The following is an 18767-nucleotide window of genomic DNA, read 5'->3' on the forward strand; positions in this document are numbered from 1 at the left end:
GCAGACGCGTCCAGCCGGATGGAGCCTGGAACTTTACTTGCCCATCATCTGCTTTGCGTTTTCGGGCGTGATGGCTGTGGTATCGACTGTTACCGTTGGCTCAACAGACGATGCACAGTCCAGCAATATCGACTTTGCCATGTCGATCGCCTCCTTCGCTCCGGTAGGATAGGTAAAGGTCGCGGACCAATCGCCCTTTGCGACCGCTTCAATTCCCCCGGCAGGCCCAGGCAAGCCATCGGTGCCGATGATCTTCACGCTTTTACCGGCACCTTTGGCAGCAAGCAGAGCACCCGCCGCCATCATGTCATTGCTGGCATAGACCATCTTGATGTCCGGATGAGCCTGCAGCATGGCGGCGAACGCCGTTTGTGCTTTATCCGGCAGCCAGTCTGCCGCCTGTTCTGCCACGATCTGGATTTTCGAATTGGCCTTCACGCCATCCTTGAAGCCGTTAAGCCGCTCGACTGCAGGTGTCGAACTCGGCAAGCCCTCCAGCACGGCGGCCTCGCCGCCATCTGGAAGAAGCGTCTTGCTGGTATATTCGCCGGCTGCCAGCGCAATCTTGTAGTTATCGCCTCCGATGAAAGCTGTGTAGTCCTTGCCTGCTTCACCGTTCGTCTTGCGATCGAGTTCGATGACCGGGATACCCGCGTCCATTGCCCGCTTGACGGCGGGTGTAAGCGGAGCCGCCTCGAAAGGCGAGATCAACAGAAGGTCGACCTTTTGAGTAATGAAATTGTCGACCTGTGACGTCTGGGTGTTGACGTTGCCTGCCCCGTCGGCAATCTGCAGTGTGAACTGCGGGACTGTCTTGGCGGCGGCTTCCAGTTCATCGTTGACATGCTGGCGGTAGGGCTCCGCGTTGTTTGCCTGCGAGAAGCCGACAACGAATTCGCCATCTTTGGCGCAAGCCTTCACAAGCGGATCGGCAGCCTGGGCCATGCCGGCAATACAAAGGCATGAACCGGCGAGAAGTGCCATGCGCCGGGCATTCGGAAATCGAAGTGCATTCTGTGTCATTACTTTCTCCTCCACATTGGTTCCGGATCCACCTTCCGGGAGATGCCGCCACACTACCTGCCCAATCCTTCGCGGCGACGAACGAGGGATTGAAGGACTGCCGCCAGAACGATGATTGCCGCTGTGGCAAGCAACTGCATGGCTGGGGTGATGTTGTTGAGCTGAAGAATATTGGCGAGGGCGCCAAGCATGATCGTGCCGGCGATCGTTCCGACCATGGAACCAGACCCGCCAAACAGGCTGGTTCCTCCAATGACAACAGCCGCGATGGCCGTCAATTCATATCCGGTCCCATCATTGGCACTTCCGAAATTGAATTGCCCGGCATGGACGATGCCGGCCAGCGCGGATGCAAAGCCGGTAATGGCGTAAACAGCGATCTTGATTGCCGAGACCGGAACACCTGAGATGCGAGCGGCGCGCTCGTTGCCGCCGACGGCATAGACGTAACGGCCGAACCTCGTCGTGTTCAGCACCAGCGTTGCAATACAGGCGAAGATCAGGAAGACGATCGTGGCCACGGGAACGACGTTGCCGAACAATCGACCGCCGAGAACCGCAAAGATGGGGGGAGCCAGCCCAGGGCCATCGCCATAGGAGATATTGATGTACTGATTGCCCGACACAACGAGCGCCAGCCCGCGAGCTGCCTGCAAACCGGCAAGAGTGACGATAAATGCTTCAAGCCGAAACTTGCTTGAGATCGCTCCCTGGACCAAGCCGAAACAGGTGCCCATCAGCAGCACTGCCAATACCGTTGTAATCAGCCCAAAGCCGCCCGAGACCATCAATGTTGCTGTGACGACGCTGGCAAGACCAAGGGTCGCCCCAACCGAGAGATCGATCCCGGCGGTTATGATCACGAAGGTCATCCCGATCGCGATGATGCCAGTCTCCGACACCGCGCGGACGATGTTGGCGATATTGTCGGGTTGAATGAACAGGATGACCCCATGCCGACGCGGCGAGAAGATGATGCCGCCGGCAAAGACCAGCACAAGGCCGATCAAGCTTTGGAAGCGGACGATGACCGCAAGCGGATCAATGCGCTTTGCGGGTTGAATCGGAGAACTCGACGTAATTTGCTGTTCGGACATCATCCCTCCCTCCCGTTGGCGGCGGCCAGAACGTCGTGTTCGCTCACCCCGCCAGAAAATTCGGCAACGCTGCAGCCATTGCGCAGAACCACTATTCGATCGCATAGGCCGATCAGTTCAGGCATTTCGCTTGAAGCGACAAGGATGCCCAGTCCATCCGAGGCAAATTTGCGCAAGCGAGCGTAAATCTCCCCCTTAGCTCCAACGTCCACACCGCGGGTCGGCTCATCGAGAAGCAACAGGCTCGGATTGCCCAGCACTTCCTTGGCAAGCACGACCTTCTGCTGGTTGCCGCCGGACAGGGCACCCACCGCGATCTCCGGGTTCTTGGGACGGATGTCGAAATTCCCGAACGAGCTCTTGATCGCATCGTCCTGTCGACGTGCAGACAAAAAGCCGTTTGGGGAAATTCGGCGAATGATCGACATGACCAGATTGAGGCCAACGGACATACGCAGCATCAGCCCGGCGCCGCGCCGGTCGTCGGTTACGAATGCGAGACCAGCCCTGCGCGCGGCGGCGATGGATCGAAGCCTTGCCGGTTTGCCGCCAATGCTAACCTCACCCTGCCATCTGCCCGGTACGCCTGTCCCGTAAAGAGCGCTCAGAAGCTCGGTTCGCCCTGCACCCATCACGCCGGCCAAGCCGACAATTTCACCGCGGTGAACATCCAGGTCGATCTTTGATGGCGCCTGCCACCCGGGTGACGCACGGTGCGGCCGGAACGAGGCCTGCCGCATCCTCAGGAGCACGTCGCCGACGCGATCCGATCGCGGTGGGTAAAGTTCGTTCAGCGGACGGCCGACGAGAAGCTGCACCAACTGGGCTTGTGGCGCGTTCGGCTCGGTAACGCCGGCGACCCTGCCGTCGCGCATCACTGTCACGCGATGGGCAATCTGCGGCACTTCCTCAAGGCGATGCGAAATATAGACGATACCGACGCCTGACGATGCGAGTCCGCGCATAATATCGAACAATCGATCGACTTCGCCGACAGTCAATGCCGCCGTCGGCTCATCCATGATCAGAGCGCGGGATGCATAGGACAGTGCCTTGACAATGGCGACGACCTGGCGCTGGCCGATCGAAAGCTCGCCGACAAGCTGGGCGGGATCGATCGATCGGTCGATTGCCTCCAGTCTTTTGCGCGCTTCGCGCAGCATCGCCTTTCCGTCGAGCATGCCATGTGGATGGACAAGCTCGCGCCCAAGAAAGAGATTGGCCGCGACGCTTAAGCTCGAAACGAGATCCAATTCCTGGAAAATCGTTGCAATTCCTGCCGCTTGGGCATCCCTGGGGCTGTGAAATCGGGCGGGTTTGCCATCGATGAAGATCTCTCCCTGGTCCGGCGTGTGCACGCCGGACATCAGGTTCATCAACGTTGATTTGCCGGCACCATTCTCTCCAAGCAGGGCATGGATTTCACCGACTTTAAGATCGAAGTCCACCCCACGCAGCGCTTGAACGCCGCCGAAATGCTTGGTGACCCCTTTCGCCGAAAGAACGACCTGGCTCATGCTGCTTCTCCCCACGATTCACGCACCCGCAAAACCGGCGACAGTCGAACGGTCTCGCGGGGGCGGTGCTTGTTGCCAATCCGCGCAATCAGCAAGTCCGCCGCCTTCCTGCCGATCTCATCGCAAGGCTGGGCCATCAGCGTCAGGCGCGGCTCGAAATAATCGGCCCATTCGAAATCATCGATTCCGAGCACCGAAATATCCGCGGGAACGCGCAGCCCCCGTTCCCGAACGGCTCTCATCGCGCCGATCATCGCAAGATTGTTTGAGGCAAGGATTGCCGTCGGTGGCTCCTTCAGCTCCAGCAATCGGTGCGTCGAGGCGGTGGCGTCAGCCGTGCTGCGGTTGCCATTGCTGATCAACGCATGCGGGACCTCTATTCCCTTCTCCGCCATAGCTGCGCGGAAAGCCTCAGTGCGCTCCACGGTCGTCGCAAATCCAGGCTGGCCGAGGATGATCCCAACCCGTTGGTGATGGAGCTTGACGAGATGATCGACCAGCATGCGGATTGCCGCCGTGTTGTCGGTTCCGACCTGATCGAAACGATCATCGGAGAGCCTGTCGACGAGCACACAAGGAACATCGCATTCAAATAGATAGTCCAGCGACTTTTTGGGAGCGCCTGAAGCGGCAAGGATAATCCCGTCGACACGACGCTGATGCAGATGCCGGATGAGCTCCAGCTCCCGATCTGGATCGTCCTGTGTATCACATAGGAATACGATTAAGCCTCGCTTGGAACACTCGGCTTCAATCGCGCAGATGATGTCGCTGAAGTAAGGGTTCGAAATCGCGGAAATTACCAGGCCGACCGTGCCCGTCGACGATAATTTGAGAGAGCGCGCAACCGCGTTCGGGATGTATCCGATCTCGTCCACCGCCTCCATGACGAGCTTCGACTTCTCGGGCGACACGTAGCGCGTCTTGTTGAGAACATGGGAAACAGTGGAGACCGAAACTCCGGCCGCCTTTGCAACTTCCGAAATCGTCGTCATGAGCGCGCTCCGGCCTTCGCCGGCAGCACAACAACAAAGCGTCTCAAATTTTCCTCCCAGGCGGAATTCCAACCTTAAACAGGCTCTCCGAGGATCCGCGAATATCATCAGGCTAGCGCCATCGAAACGTTTGCGCAATCGTTTTTTTACGGCTACGATCCAACTTGTGATCATCTCTTGGGAGGGAAATGACATGCTGAAAGGCGTCCCGCCGTTTGTCACGGCCGACTTGTTGTGGGTCTTGGCCTCCATGGGTCATGGCGACGAACTGGCCATCGTCGATCGAAACTTTTCGGGCTTTCGGGTGGCGACCCAAACCACGAGCGGAAAGCTTCTCATTTTGGAGGGGGTCGATGCACCGACTGCAGTTGGCGGGATCCTTAGAATGATGCCCCTGGACACATTCGGCGACACGCCGCTGATGCACATGGAGGCCGTCGACGCGCCGGGCGAGTTGCTGGAAGTGCACAGAGAGGTCATCGCCGTTTGCAGTGAGGCAGAAGGGCGCTCGATCGCCAGCCAACCCGTGGAGAGGTTTGCTTACTATCCGATCGCCATGCGATCGTTTGCGATCATCCAGACTGCCGAATCGCGCCCTTATGCGAACTTCCTCCTGAGGAAAGGCGTGCTCTGAGGGCCACCTGACAGACGGCGGGGCGTTCCTCGAGCGCGAAGGAGCCGGATCCAAATACACGCGTTCCGTCGGGCGCGAAGGATCGGTGAACGTCAAACTTCCTATGGATGAATGAACGCTTGCGGCCGGCCGAACCCCTTGCGCTCTCCGCGATCGGTCGAACGGCGGCTTCCATGCTTTCCGGCGTCGTGCCGGTGACGATGACGCCGAGCAGCGCCGCGGCGATGCCGGCCGCCTTCAGCTTCGGCATATCCTCGGCCGCGAAACTCTTCTGGCTCGGAGCAATGACCGGAATGCCGGCCTTGATGGTGATTTCTCTGTAGCGGGCAAGATCGGTCTCGTCGAGCGGCTTGCCATAGTCCGCGAAGGCCGCAACGGAGGCTTCCATCATCGCGCCCGGAATCGCGAGGATTTTCCGGAATTCCTCCTCGGTGCTCTTTTCGCCGAGTGCCGGCATCGGCCGAAGCTTGGATTGCAAGAGATGGGGCTGCATGTCGCTGATATAGATGTTGAAGCCCTCGAAGCCGAGATCGGCGAGCGCATTCATCTCCTGCGCGCTCGGCACAGTCGTCTGCCCGGCCATGACAAGGAGCGGCACGCCCAACGCAGCGAGCTTCTCGAAGAAAGGCCGCTCTTGCACGAAGCTGCCGAAGGTGGTGCCGGTCGCCCGGTGGTAGGCATTGAGATGCACTTTCAGCGCAAAGGCCCCTGCCCTCAACGCCGCCCTGGCGAGATCGAGGTCATGACGCGCAAGTGAGGTGATGACTGGAAAGTCATCATTCCGCAGCGCCTTGGTGAGTTTGGTTTCAGGATAGACATGCATGCGGATCTCAATTCAGGCGCTGGCCATCATCGGCCGCAAAGAGATGGATGTTGGCAAGTTCTGTCCGCACGCGGATCGTTGCGCCGGGCGATAGCGCCACCCGCTCGCGGAAAACGCGGGTGACCGACGTATCGCCGAGTTTCACCGTCACGTGGGTTTCCGAACCCATCGGCTCGACCAGGAGGATTTCCGCGGGCACGCCGCTTTCGTCGAGAGCGAAATGTTCGGGACGAATGCCGTAAACTGCCTTGCGGCCCCTGAAACGGTGGGTTTTGGAGAGCATGTGCGATCGCCTGGTATTTCCGGGCATGCGCATGTTCGGCGACACCATCACCGCGGGCTTCAACGCCAGCCAGCCGCATCTCGCCTGGCCGGCTTTGTTTGCAGAAGCAGTCGGCTGCTTGCCGATCCGCAACCACGCCATCCCCGGCACCGTGCTGCAAGGATCTCAGCTGGCGGACCGAAAGCCGCGACCGGACAATGGCATCGGCCGTACCTCCCGGATGCCGGCTTCTCCATCGGCAGCAGCTGTTTCACAGGCCAGACGCGCATGGGCTTCGAAGAGTATGTCGAGGCCGTGCACGAGCTGGCACGACGGTTCTCGCTCTTCTATGCTCTTCCCTACGAAAGCATGAAAGCTCACGGCGATGGAAACCTCGCCTCCGCCGATGTGGTTCATCCGAACCATGCCGGACATCGTGCGATCTTCGACGCTTTTACAAATGCGGATCGCTTATAGCGCTTCCAGCATGGGCATCGGGGTAAAGTGGGAGGAGCATGACAATGGAAACCTGGGAGTTGAAGCCGACATTGGCACCCTCACCTGCCCGATTTGTCCCGGCAACCAGGAACAGCGAGCAGATAATATTCAGATCAAAGCAATTTCTTGAGTATTTCTAGATATTTTGAGGCGGTACCGGATCGGCATTTCTCGCGTGCCGCCCGGTTTAGCGTTGCCTTAAAGAAACTGTGCAAGGATGCAGGCGTGTCCATCCACGCCGGCAACCTGATGAAGTTTCGTAGAAATCCAAAGATAGTACGTGGCCTCGCGGCCTCCGCAGCCAGCCATGCAATCGCATTCGCTCCCGCATTATTTGCGGCGATTATTGCAGTCGTCGTCGTCTGGGTCGCAACCAACTGGCGGCTGGAGCGATCGCTGGCCGAGGAACGCTCGATTGTTTCCGGCGAGCTTGCCACAATATCGTCTCGGCTTCAGACGAATCTCAATAGCAATGTGAAGCTGCTGCAAGGGCTGGCGGCTGGCATCGCAGTCGACCCCGCAATGGACCAAACGGGATTTTCCAAACTTGCCGCGCAGATCCTGCAGCCAGATTCACAATTGCGCAGCTTTGCTGCGGCACCCGACATGGTGGTCAAGTGGGTTTATCCGGAAAAGGGAAATGAAAAGGCCATCGGGCTCGACTACCGAAAGAATGAGAAGCAACGAGCTGCCGCGATGCTGGCGCGCAACACCCACAACATCGTTCTGACAGGCCCGGTAGAGCTCGTCCAAGGAGGAACTGCTTTCGTCGTCAGGTGCCCGATTTATATCAACGACGGAAAGAGCCAGATCTTTTGGGGCCTGCTTTCCGGAGTTATAGATAGTCCAAGGCTTTATGGCGACAGCGGCCTTGGATCGACCGAGCTTGAGATTGCCATCAGCACCGTGCCGGAGCCGAACTCGCCGAAACAGGTTTTTCTCGGAAATCTGGAAACCTTTTCGAAGCAGCCGGTCGTGACATCCGTTGACATGGCTTATGGCCGCTGGACTTTCGTCGCCGTGCCCAAGCATGGATGGGGTCAAAATAACGGGATCGGCATTTTTGAGTTTTATGCGAGCCTGTTGGGTCTATGTGTCGTTGCGCCGATCATTTGGGTCGGCTTCCTGACCAAATCACGCCAAAGAACGATTGAGAAGCTTCGCCTTCACAAGAAGAAGCTCGTTCGAGCGCGGCAACGCCTGGAATATTTGTCGTTGCACGACGCGTTGACGGGGCTGGCGAACCGACGGTTCGTCGACCAGATGATCTCGCAACCACAGAGACCCGATGGCGAAGACTGCCTGATCCTCATTCATATCGACCTCGACCGATTTAAGGAGATCAACGATACGAAAGGGCATGCCGGCGGTGACATGGTCCTGCAGACAACGGCTTCGCGCCTCGCCGATTTGGCCGGCCCAAGCGATGTCGCGGCTCGGATCGGCGGAGACGAGTTCATCTTCGCCAGGTGGAGCGCCAACCCCGAAGCTGAAGCAGCCGAATTGGCCAAACAGATCGTCGACGCACTCCAGCAGCCCATCCTTATCGAAGGGGCGGATTATGTGGTCGGAGCAAGCGTCGGTGTCGCGTGGGAGACTGAACGTGCCTCCGGGCGGGATCTCGGCCAGTTGCTCCTCAATGCCGATTTGGCTCTCTACGAGGCGAAGAAGGCGGGCCGCGGCCGCGCGGCGATTTTCACCGAAGAGCTTCGCAGCGCCGCAATCCATTCAAAAGAATTGGCGGATGAGTTCAATCAGGCGCTCGACCGCGATGAACTCGTTGCATTCTTCCAGCCGCAATTCAACGCAGATACGTTGGCTATATCAGGCGTCGAGGCCCTCGCCCGCTGGGATCACCCGCGAAAAGGTCTGCTCGGCCCGAACAATTTTCTTGACGCCGCGGAAAGGCTCGGGCGGAGCGGCGACATGGATAAGCTGATCCTGCACAAGGCCCTGTTCGAGCTGACGAGATGGGACAGCCAGGGAATGCAGATCCCGCGTGTCTCCGTCAATATATCAGCGCGCCGACTGGCGCAGGCAAATCTGCTCGCCGAGCTGTCCGGGCTTCCCGTATCGAGGGGTCGCCTGTGTTTCGAGCTGCTTGAGACAATTTCCTTCGACGAGCTTCAACCTGCGCTCAACCAGGTCATTCCGGCAATCAAAGCGCTCGGCATTGAAATCGAGATCGACGATTTCGGCACGGAACATGCCAGCATCATCAGCCTGCTTCGATTTGAGCCACGACGGCTGAAGATCGACCGCGAGATTATCAAGCCGATCATAGCCTCGCCATCTCAACGCCGCCTGGTTTCCTCCATTATCGAAATCGGCCGGTCGCAGAACATCGACATCGTTGCCGAGGGCGTCGAGACCATGGAGCACGCGAAGATCCTGAAAGACCTTGGATGCCATTTGCTGCAAGGCTATGCACTGGCGCGACCAATGACATCGGAGCAGTTGATCGAATTTTGCCGCATGAAAGACAAAGGACTGGAGGGGGCAGGCTGATGCGCGAGTCGTCGCGCGGCACTGTCGTGGATTGCCCATTGCATGCAGGCAGCTAGGAAGCTTCCACCCGGCATGTCAGGCGTGGGCACGGCAGAATGCCTCGAATTCCCGCGCAGGCGCAGTTCGATGGCGCTCCTTGTGCCTGAGCAAGGTGAACCGTCGCGGTGGAAGCTCCACGTCGAGCATTCGCAACTGGCCATTCTCGACGAAGGGCATGACGATCGCCTCGGAGAGCGCCGTGACGCAGCCGCAGCTTCTCACGGCCGACAGCACCGCTTCGTTCGAGGGAAGCACCAGCGAGACGTCGAGCTTGGAAGGATCGATGTGAAGTTCGCGCAGCGACTGCTCGAGCACGGAACGCGTTCCGGAACCCGCCTCTCGCATGATCCATTTGACGCGGCGGAGGTCCCCTGCTTCAATATCGTCGCAGTTTTCGGATCCGACGACAAGAACCAGCCTGTCGCTGGCGATCATGGAGTTCGAAAGCGCAGGCTCGTCGACCATGCCTTCGATGAAGCCCAGTTCCGCGTCGCCCTGCTTGACCGCCGCAGCAACGGTCATCGTGTTGCCGATCGTCAGATCGATATCGATGCCGGGATAGGCGTGGGAAAAGCCGAGGAGCCGCGACGGCAGCCAGTAGTTGGCGATGGTCTGGCTGGCATGGATGTCGAGCGTACCGGTCTTCAGCTTGCCAAGCTCGGCGAGAACCGCCTCGGTTGCCTTGACTCTTGCCAGCGTCTCCTTGGCCTCCCGCAGAAGGACGGCCCCTTCCCTGGTCAATTGAATGCCCCGGCCAACCCGGTCGAATAGCTTCACGCAATAGAACGTCTCCAGGGCCTTGACGGACGCGCTGACTGCGGAGGGTGTCAGCCGAAGAGCAGAAGCCGCCTGCGTGAGATGCTGCCGCTCCGCCACTGCCACAAAAATCGAAAGCTGCTCGAACGTCATGCGCGATCGTTCGTTTAAACAGAATGATATGTCAATATTTATTCGATGGATGATCACAAATCGGAGGACTATCCTACAAATGTAATCTCTGTTGGATATTTCATGTCGCCCTCATCGAGATTGTTGGAAATCCTTCCCGGCATTGCCGCCTCCGTCGCAATAACCGTCCTGGCGTGGGGCATGGCTTCTTTGGAGAAAGCCGTTATAGGCTTCGAAATCATCGACGGGCTGGTCTTCGCCATCCTCTTGGGCACGATGCTGCAGACCTTCGTCGGCCTCCCGGCCCGGCTTCATGCGGGGATCGCCTTCTCGAGCAAAGTCCTTCTGGAATTCGCTATCCTGCTTCTCGGCGCATCTGTCAGCATAGCGACCGTCGCCGAGGCCGGCACCACCATGATCGTGATCGTCATGGGAACGGTGCTTCTTTCGCTGGTGACGAGCTATGGGATCTGCAGGATGCTTGGCCTTCACGACCAGCTGGCAACCCTTGTGGCCTGCGGCAATTCCATTTGCGGGAATTCTGCGATCGTTGCCGCCGCACCAGTGATCGGCGCCCGTCCGGACGACGTGGCGTCGTCGATCGCCTTCACCGCGGCGCTCGGAATAGTCGTCGTCCTGGTGCTGCCGCCGCTTTTTGCGGTAACGCATCTCACGGAATGGCAGTATGGCGTTCTTGCGGGCATGACCGTCTACGCGGTTCCGCAGGTGCTTGCAGCGACCACGCCTGTCGGCGCCGTGAGCGTACAGGTCGGCACGATCGTGAAGCTCATGCGGGTCCTGATGCTTGGGCCTGTTGTGTTGCTGCTGCAACTCAAGAGGGATGCAGAGCATCCCACCCAAATCTCGCTCGCACACCTCGTGCCGTGGTTTATCGTCGGATTCTTCGCGATGATGGGCTTGCGGAGCTTCGATCTCATCCCGCCGCAAGCAGCAACGGCGGCGAGGGAATCCTCGTCTGTGCTCACCATCGTCTCGATGGCTGCCCTTGGCCTGTCGGTGAACATGCGGACGGTATTTGCCTCCGGCGGGCGCGTGCTGCTGGCCGGGGTGCTGTCGATGCTGGCGCTGGCGTTTATGAGCGCCATCGGGCTGATGATCCTTCACGCCAACTGAAATCCTGCTTGCGGGCCTCACGCAGCAGGTTCATGCTTGTCTTCTGGTTTAAGGCGTCGGTTGCGGCCGGGATAGCCGTCGCATATCGAGCCTTTCGTGGGACGCGTGCAATGGAGTGCGCCGGCTGCGGCTTCGATATTCAGAGTGGTTTTGCCTTCTGCCCGCGATGCGGCGCAAGGCAGCCCATCTCCTGCGCTGCCTGCGGCTGCGCCTGTCAGCCGGATTTTGCCTTCTGCCCGAGATGCGGTGCGGCGATCTCAGGCCAAGTTCCGCCCGCGCCCAAGCCAAGCATCGAGGTCGTACCGCATAAATCAAACAGCGATGCCGACCGGCGGCCGGTGACTGTGCTCTTTGCCGATCTTTGCGGCTTCACGACGCTGAGCGAGCAGATCGACCCCGAAATCATGCGGGTGCTGCAGAACGAATTGTTCGAAGAGATGACGCAGGCGGTCGAGGCTTACGGCGGCTTCGTCGACAAGTTCGTCGGCGATGCGCTGCTGGCGCTGTTCGGCGCGCCGGTTGCCCATGAAGACGATCCGGTCCGGGCGCTCGGTGCCGCACTCGATATGATCCGTCGGGCGACTGAAGTCGGCGACCGCTGGCGCGCACGCGCCGGTGTACCGCTGCGTCTGCATATCGGCATCAATAGCGGGCCCGTCGTCACCGGCGGCTTCGGTGCGGTCAGCACCAAATCCTATTCGGTGACGGGCGACACGGTTAACACCGCCCAGCGGCTGCAATCGATGGCGGGCGAAAACGATATCCTCGTCGGGCCGCTGACTTATCGCCTCACCCGCCATGCATTTGCCTTTGACAGCCTCGGCGCGCAGACGCTGCGCGGCAAAAGCGGAAACGTCCTCGTCCATCGGCTGGCAGGGCTGCTGGAAGCGCCGCATACGGCGCGCGGACTCGAAAGTTTTGGTCTTCAGGCGCCGATGATTGGACGCGATGGCGAGTTGTCGCGGCTGCTGACCTGCCTCGATCTCGCCTGCGGCGGTGCAGCGCAGCTCGTCCGCCTGATCGGCGAAGCCGGTATCGGCAAATCGCGGCTGGCGAACGAATTCGTTGGAACCGCCGGCGATGCGGCCCGCTTCCCCGGCCTTGCTATTCGCAAAGCCACCTGCTCGCCCCTCGGCGAACAATCCTATGGCACGCTCGCCGCGGTCGTGCGCAGCGCTTACGGCATCGGCGAGCGGGATGATCTCGATAGGACGCGGCAACTGCTGACAACCGGATTCCGCGCTCTCGATCTTACCCCAGAGGAGGTCGAGGGGCTTCTGCCGCTCTTTCTGCATGTCCTCGGCCTCGGCGATCCCGATGGGGCGTTACGGCACATCGAGCCGGAACAGTTGCGGCGACAGATCTTCTATGCGGTGCGCACCGTCTTCGAGCGGCGGCTGGCGCAAGGCCCTCTGCTGCTCGTCATCGAGGATCTGCACTGGGCGGACGCCGCCTCACTGGAAGTGCTCCGCTTCATGATGGATCGGCTGGAGCGCAGTCGGCTGATGCTGCTGGCGATCTACCGGCCGACATCGCAGACTGATCCGCTGAACTCCGATCGCGTCAACGTCACCGTGCAACGTCTTGACCCCCTCTTTGCAGCCGATGGGCAGAAGCTGCTCGCTGCCTTTTTTGGCGAGGGTCATAGCAAGCTGCCAGTGGCTATGCGCAAGCGCATCCTCGATCGTGCCGGCGGCAATCCGCTTTTCATCGAAGAAATCCTTCGCGGACTGATCGACATGGGCACGCTGCACCATGACGGTCATCGCTGGCATGTCGCAGCCGACGACACCGAAGTCGATATCCCGGTCAATCTGCAGGCGCTGTTACTTGCCCGCGTCGATCGCCTTCCGCAAGAGATGAGACGCTTGGCGCAGGAGGCTGCGGTCGTCGGCCCAAAGTTCGATACCGCCCTGCTTCGTATCGTCACGTCGGACCGGGCCGCCGTCGACGCGGCGCTGGATTATCTCTGCGATGCCGATATCATCGAGGAATTGCGCGGCCCGGATGCCGGAGGGTCACCGGGCTATCGCTTCAGCCAGACGCTGATGCATGACGTCATCTACCACAATCTGCTGCTGCAGCGGCGCATGGAGCTGCACGGCAGGATTGGCCGGGTTCTGGAACGCCAATATGGCGAGGCGCCCGACCGGGCAGAGCATCTGACGCAGCTCGGCCATCACTTCAGCCTGACAACCGAGAAGGCCAAGGGCGCCGGCTACCTGATGGCAGCGGGCGATCTGGCGCGCAAGACCTACGCGAATGACGATGCCATGCGGCTCTACCATCAGGCCCTTGCGGCCTTCGCCAACGATCAGGAGGTGTCGCCGGAGCAATTGGCGCTCATGGAGCGTCTTGGTGATCTCTGCGGCCCCGCCGGACGGCGCGATGCTGCCTTGACCCATTATCAGCGGGCGCTTGCGATCCACCGCAGCAAGGACGATCGGATCGCCGCAGCAAGGATCCTGCGAAAGACCGGCCGTCTGCATCTCGACGCGGGGCGCCGCGACCAAGCGGAGATCCATTGCGCCGCGGCCGAAGCGTTGATCGCGACGATCGATGCGCCGGTCGAACATGCGCACCTGCTGCAGGAGCGCGGCCATCTGGCCTTCCGCATGGGCGATCAAGCCGCTGCCGCCGAGTGGGCGACGCTGGCGCTGCAACGCCTGCAAACGCTGCCGGTCGACGGAACGACGGAGGCCGGTCGGGAGGCAGCGCGGGCGATGGCCGAGGCGTTGAACACCAAGGGTGCGGCGCTGGCGCGGCTCGGGCGCCGCCGCGATGCCGTGCAGGAAGTCGAGCGAAGCCTTTCGGTCGCTGAAAACGCCGATTTGCAAAGTGCAGCGTGCCGCGCCTATTCCAATCTCGGCGTTCTCTACACCATCGTCGATCCGGCCAACGCCATCAGGATCTGCCGGCGCGGACTGGAGGTCGCCACCCGTATCGGCGATCTCGGCTTCCAGGCGCGGCTTCTCGCCAATCTCGCGGTTTCCTGCTGCACATTTACCGATCGCTGCGCGGCCGAGGGTGTGCCGGCGGCGGAGAAGGCCGTCGAAATCGACCGGGCCCTCGATCAGCGCGATCATCTCTCCGTGCCGCTGATCGTCCTCGGGCAAATTCATCAATGCCACGGGCAGCCGAAGCTAGCTCGTAAGTATTACGAGGAAGCCCTTGAGGTTGCAAAGGAAATTGACGAGCCGCAACTGCTCTTTCCGTGCTATGATGGCTTGGCGACACTGAGCCTTGAACATGACGAAATGGACGAGGCGGAACGGTATTTCACGCTGGCGCAAGATGTGTGCATCCGCCACAACCTCGATCCAGGCACACTCGTCGTTTTGCCGTTTCTCGACTGACCTTCCTCCTGGTACGACTCTTGAGAGCGGTTAGTCCAATCACGTCAGATAGATAAAGGGAGGAATTACTCATGCAGGAGAACCACGCAGAAAGACCACTACAGCCTGGAGATCGCGCGCCGAACGTGGTGCTGGATGCGATTACCCGCCAGGGCAAGATCGCCATCGATGATTTTCGCGGCCAGAAACCGGTGCTTGTCGGGCTGTTTCGCGGACTACATTGCCCCTTCTGCCGCCGGCAGATCGCCGCCATGGCCGAACTCACCGGTGCATTGCAGGAAAAAGGCATCGACAGCCTGACTATCGTGAATACCCCGATCGAGCGTGCCCGCCTCTATTTCCGCTACCACCCGCTTCCCAACCTGCTGGCCGCCTCCGACCCGGGACGGATGTCGCACAGGGCGTTCGGCCTGCCGAATGTCCAGTTCACCGAAGCCGAGAATGACTGGCCGTACAAGCTCAGCATGAGCACCGTGGCCTCGATGCGTATCGACATGCCGGGTGAACTCCCGGAGCCCATGGATGTGATGGCGGCGGTCGACTATCTCGATAAGGCGGATGGTTACGAATTCACCGAGGATGACACGCAGATGAATGCGACCGGCCGTGGCCAGCTTGTCGGCGAATTCCTGCTCGACCGAGATGGCGTCGTCCGCTGGTGTTTCACTGAAGTCGATGACGGTGGCCGTCATATGTTCGGTGGTCCCGCCCCTCGGGAAGTGATGTCGGCAGCGTCGAATATGGCTGCTTGAAGCGAGTAATCTTTCGTTCGGGGATTACTCCTCGGCGTCTATCTCGGTCGCGGGGCCAACCAGTCGTGAAAGGCTGCCACCTCGTGCCGAGATCGTCGTCGACGGCGGCAGGTCGGAGCTTTGACCATGCTGCTCAACGACGACCTCTCTGAGCGTGCCCTTGTCCATGCCGGCCGGCTCGAATGGATGCCGAGCCCCACGAAAGGGGTGGATCGGCGGATGCTATTCCGCATCGGCGGCGAAAAGGCCCGCGCCACCTCGATCGTGCGCTATGCGGCCGGCACCCGGTTCCCGCATCACGAACATCCAGGCGGCGAAGAGTTTCTCGTTCTGGACGGCGTTTTTCAGGACGAGAGCGGTGACTTCCCTGCCGGCAGCTACGTTCGAAACCCTCCCGGAAGCGGGCATGCACCGGGAAGCGCGGATGGGTGCGTGATCCTCGTCAAGCTCTGGCAGTTCAAGCAAGACGACCGGGAACGGATCGTCCGCCTGCCCGGCGAAGGCCGGAACGACGGGCTCGGCGATGCAGCAACGTCGTCGACAACCCTCTTCGATGGAGCAGACGAGCGTGTGATGATCGAGGACTGGCAGGCACACGCCGACATCGAGCTCGCCAATCCCCAAGGACTCGAACTGCTGGTGATCGACGGCTCCCTTACTGAGAACGGCAACACACTTGAACGCTGGAGCTGGCTGCGCCTGCCCCAGGGGCAAGCATTCCGCGCACGGGTCGGAGATCGTGGCACAAAGGTCTGGTACAAGTCGGCCCCTCTCCTTCACAACGACGTCTGCAGCTTCGACCAGGCCGACGATAAAGGACAGGCGAGATGAAGGCATGCAGAGTAGCCGTCGTCGATGCCGGCCTCGCCGGCCTTTATGCGGCACGCAAACTCCACGCTTTGGGTATCGATGTGATCGTTCCCGAAGCACGGGATCGGCTGGGCGGCCGCATTCTAACGGCCGATGAAGCCGGCATGCCGGCGGAAGACGGATTCGACCTCGGCCCATCCTGGTACTGGCCGCAGATGCAGCCGCCGATGGAGACGCTGATCGGCGAACTCGGCCTGCATTCCTTCGCGCAAAACAGCGAGGGCGACGTGATCATCGAAAGGATGTCCCGGGAGACGCCGCAGCGCTACCAGCCCACAATGGTCGAGCAGCAATCGATGCGGCTTTCCCGCGGCATGGCATCGGTCGTGCGCGCATTGGCGCGCGACATCCCCGCCGACCGGATCCTTCGCGATGCGACGGTGACGGCGATGTCGCTGTCCGGCACCGGGGTTCAACTCACCGTCGAAAGAGGCCAGGGAAGGCGCGAAATCCTCCAGGCGGAGCAGGTTGTCGCCGCCCTCCCGCCGCGGCTGCTGGAAGCGACAGTAAGTTTCAGCCCGGAACAGGATCCGGCAACCGCTGCCCGGTGGCGCGACACTGCCACATGGATGGCTCCGCACGCGAAGTTCTTCGCCGTCTACGACGAAGCATTCTGGCGAACAGCCGGCTTATCAGGCACCGCGCAGAGCATGGTGGGACCGCTGGTGGAAATCCATGACGCGACGACCGCTTCGGGCAAGGCCGCGCTCTTCGGCTTCCCAGGGGTCGGCGCCGATCAGCGCGCCGCGCTTGGCGAGGAGATGTTGAAACAAGCCTGCCTGGCACAGCTCGCCAGATTGTTCGGCTCCGCGGCCCTTAAGCCTCGGGCGGTTCTGTTGAAGGACTGGGCAGCCGATCCGCTGACAGCCGCCGCCGCCGATCGTGTCGGCGGTGCGCATCCGCTTCCGGGAAACTCGCAATGGATGTCTGGCCTGTGGAAGGACCGCCTCATCCTGGCGGGCAGCGAGACAAGTCCTTCCGAACCTGGTTATCTCGCCGGCGCAGTCGTCGCTGCCGGTCGCGCGGTCGCCGACATCCTGTCGAAGATGGATTCCAGATGAACGTCATGCATCAAGCCTCGGCCGACCCGGCAGCCGCAAAGCGCAACTCCTGGGTGCTCACCGTTGCGCAGGCCTTCGGTGGCGCCAATGCTCCAATCATCGTCTCGCTCGGCGGTCTGGTCGGGCAGCATCTGTCGACCGATCCGGATCTCGTCACGCTTCCCGTCAGCCTGCTCAGCCTTGGGCTGGCACTCGGGACTCTGCCTGCCGCCTGGGTGATGCGTCGGTTCGGGCGCAAGCCCGGATATCTGCTGGGCTCGGTGATCGGCATGGTTTCGGGCCTGATCGCGGCGCTGGGGATCGTGCTCTCCAGCTTCCTGGTCTTCTGTCTCGGCACCTGCCTCGCAGGCCTCTATTCCTCCTATGTTCAGAGCTACCGCTTCGCCGCAACCGACAACGCCACCGCGGCGCAGAGCCACAAGGCGATCGCCCGCGTCATGGTCGGCGGCCTGATCGCTGCGATCATTGGCCCGCAGCTCGTCATCTGGACGCGCGACGCTTTGCCGGGGACACCCTTCGCCGGGAGCTTCCTCAGCCAGGCTGTTCTCGCCGCCCTGGCGTTTCCGGTGCTGCTCATGCTTCGCACATCGACGCCGGCGACGGCTCACGCGTCGGAAAGCGCCCTGGAGCGGCCCCTTGTCCAAATCCTGACATCGCCGCGCTATCTCCTCGCCATCGCAACCGGTGTCGTGTCCTACGGGCTGATGACCTTTGTGATGACCGCATCTCCGATCGCGATGGTCGGGCATGGTCACTCGATCGACCAGGCGGCGTTGGGCATCCAATGGCATATTCTCGCCATGTATGCGCCGAGCTTCGTCACCGGCCGCCTGATGGTGCGCTTCGGCAAGGAACGGGTCGCGGCCGTCGGTCTCCTCTTCATCGGTAGCTCGGCGGCCGTCGCGCTGGCAGGCTTCGACATCTCCCATTTCTGGCTCTCGCTGGTTCTGCTCGGGATCGGCTGGAACTTCGGCTTCATCGGAGCAACCGCCATGGTGGCCGACTGTCATACGCCGGCCGAACGCAGCAAGGTACAGGGGGCAAACGACTTCGTGGTCTTCGGTACGGTCGCCTGCGCCTCCTTCTCGGCCGGGTCGCTTCTCCACAGCTCCGGCTGGGAAACAATCAACTGGATCGTGCTTCCGGCAGTCGCCCTGGTGCTGGTTCCCTTGGTCTGGCGTGCGGCGCGGCCTATCGCGAGATAGGCCGGCGCTCTTCAAACTGTTCGTCCGCTTAGTCCGCGTGGTATCGAGGATGCGAGCAATAATGGCAGCTACCACTCTGCCTGAATATAGAGCGTCGAGGTGACC

16 protein-coding genes are annotated in these 18767 nt (G+C 60.8%); 9 read left to right on the plus strand and 7 right to left on the minus strand.

Annotated features, from left to right (window positions below):
* Positions 1–33: 33 nt before the first annotated feature.
* The 4 genes from ACS4RS_RS18495 to ACS4RS_RS18510 are packed head-to-tail and all read right to left on the minus strand — an operon-like array spanning position 34 to position 4632.
* Positions 34–1023 carry a substrate-binding domain-containing protein gene (locus tag ACS4RS_RS18495; RefSeq protein ID WP_439009794.1) on the minus strand — a complete coding sequence of 330 codons (990 nt, stop codon included), beginning with the start codon at positions 1021–1023 and terminating at the stop codon, positions 34–36.
* A gap of 53 nt (positions 1024–1076) precedes the next feature.
* Positions 1077–2120 (minus strand): ABC transporter permease, encoded by a 1044-nt coding sequence (locus tag ACS4RS_RS18500; RefSeq protein ID WP_049778332.1) that lies wholly within the window; start codon positions 2118–2120, stop codon positions 1077–1079.
* The gene (locus ACS4RS_RS18505; RefSeq protein WP_449313772.1) at positions 2120–3637 is read right to left on the minus strand and encodes a sugar ABC transporter ATP-binding protein; all 1518 of its coding nucleotides are present in this window, start codon (positions 3635–3637) and stop codon (positions 2120–2122) included. Before ACS4RS_RS18505 ends, ACS4RS_RS18500 begins: the two co-directional genes overlap by 1 nt.
* A complete protein-coding gene (locus ACS4RS_RS18510; protein WP_449313773.1) occupies positions 3634–4632 on the minus strand; it encodes a LacI family DNA-binding transcriptional regulator in 999 nt (332 codons plus the stop codon). Before ACS4RS_RS18510 ends, ACS4RS_RS18505 begins: the two co-directional genes overlap by 4 nt.
* 193 nt (positions 4633–4825) lie before the next feature.
* Between ACS4RS_RS18510 and ACS4RS_RS18515 the strand changes: the two genes are divergently transcribed.
* Entirely contained in the window at positions 4826–5266 is a 441-nt protein-coding gene (locus tag ACS4RS_RS18515; protein WP_439009792.1) for an RbsD/FucU family protein, read from the plus strand.
* On the opposite strand, the gene ACS4RS_RS18520 is transcribed toward ACS4RS_RS18515, so the two are convergent.
* Together ACS4RS_RS18520 and ACS4RS_RS18525 are read right to left on the minus strand one after the other, a co-directional pair.
* Positions 5205–6089, minus strand: a complete 885-nt coding sequence (locus ACS4RS_RS18520) for a hypothetical protein (RefSeq protein ID WP_439009791.1) — start codon at positions 6087–6089, stop codon at positions 5205–5207. The two genes, ACS4RS_RS18515 and ACS4RS_RS18520, sit on opposite strands and share 62 nt — an antisense overlap.
* Before the next feature lie 7 nt (positions 6090–6096).
* Complete coding sequence (locus tag ACS4RS_RS18525) at positions 6097–6513, minus strand: TOBE domain-containing protein (RefSeq protein ID WP_439009790.1); 417 nt, start codon at positions 6511–6513, stop codon at positions 6097–6099.
* Positions 6514–6736: 223 nt separating this feature from the next.
* On the opposite strand from ACS4RS_RS18525, the gene ACS4RS_RS18530 reads away from it, so the two are divergent.
* Both ACS4RS_RS18530 and ACS4RS_RS18535 read left to right on the plus strand, forming a co-directional pair.
* Complete coding sequence (locus tag ACS4RS_RS18530; RefSeq protein WP_439009789.1) at positions 6737–6979, plus strand: hypothetical protein; 243 nt, start codon at positions 6737–6739, stop codon at positions 6977–6979.
* A gap of 119 nt (positions 6980–7098) precedes the next feature.
* Positions 7099–9357 carry an EAL domain-containing protein gene (locus tag ACS4RS_RS18535; protein ID WP_439011807.1) on the plus strand — a complete coding sequence of 753 codons (2259 nt, stop codon included), beginning with the start codon at positions 7099–7101 and terminating at the stop codon, positions 9355–9357.
* Between the two features lie 75 nt (positions 9358–9432).
* On the opposite strand, the gene ACS4RS_RS18540 is transcribed toward ACS4RS_RS18535, so the two are convergent.
* Positions 9433–10305: a LysR substrate-binding domain-containing protein gene (locus tag ACS4RS_RS18540; RefSeq protein ID WP_439009788.1), complete on the minus strand. Its 873-nt coding sequence runs from the start codon at positions 10303–10305 to the stop codon at positions 9433–9435.
* Positions 10306–10407: 102 nt separating this feature from the next.
* Here ACS4RS_RS18540 and ACS4RS_RS18545 point away from each other — a divergent pair, with 102 nt between their 5' ends.
* From ACS4RS_RS18545 to ACS4RS_RS18570, 6 genes are all read left to right on the plus strand, one after another.
* On the plus strand, positions 10408–11418 hold the full coding sequence (locus ACS4RS_RS18545; RefSeq protein ID WP_439009787.1) for a putative sulfate exporter family transporter: 1011 nt from the start codon (positions 10408–10410) through the stop codon (positions 11416–11418).
* A 110-nt stretch (positions 11419–11528) separates the two neighbouring features.
* On the plus strand, positions 11529–14774 hold the full coding sequence (locus tag ACS4RS_RS18550; RefSeq protein ID WP_439009786.1) for an adenylate/guanylate cyclase domain-containing protein: 3246 nt from the start codon (positions 11529–11531) through the stop codon (positions 14772–14774).
* 71 nt (positions 14775–14845) lie between these two features.
* Entirely contained in the window at positions 14846–15526 is a 681-nt protein-coding gene (locus tag ACS4RS_RS18555) for a peroxiredoxin-like family protein (RefSeq protein WP_439009785.1), read from the plus strand.
* A gap of 126 nt (positions 15527–15652) precedes the next feature.
* Positions 15653–16357, plus strand: a complete 705-nt coding sequence (locus ACS4RS_RS18560; RefSeq protein WP_439009784.1) for a cupin domain-containing protein — start codon at positions 15653–15655, stop codon at positions 16355–16357.
* On the plus strand, positions 16354–17457 hold the full coding sequence (locus ACS4RS_RS18565) for an FAD-dependent oxidoreductase (protein ID WP_439009783.1): 1104 nt from the start codon (positions 16354–16356) through the stop codon (positions 17455–17457). The genes ACS4RS_RS18560 and ACS4RS_RS18565 overlap by 4 nt, the downstream gene beginning before the upstream one ends.
* Positions 17454–18662, plus strand: coding sequence for an MFS transporter (locus ACS4RS_RS18570; protein WP_439009782.1), 1209 nt, complete (start codon positions 17454–17456; stop codon positions 18660–18662). Before ACS4RS_RS18565 ends, ACS4RS_RS18570 begins: the two co-directional genes overlap by 4 nt.
* The last annotated feature ends 105 nt before the right edge of the window (positions 18663–18767 follow it).

It is taken from the genome of Rhizobium sp. F40D2, assembly GCF_051810745.2.
Classification (GTDB): Bacteria; Pseudomonadota; Alphaproteobacteria; order Rhizobiales; family Rhizobiaceae; genus Rhizobium.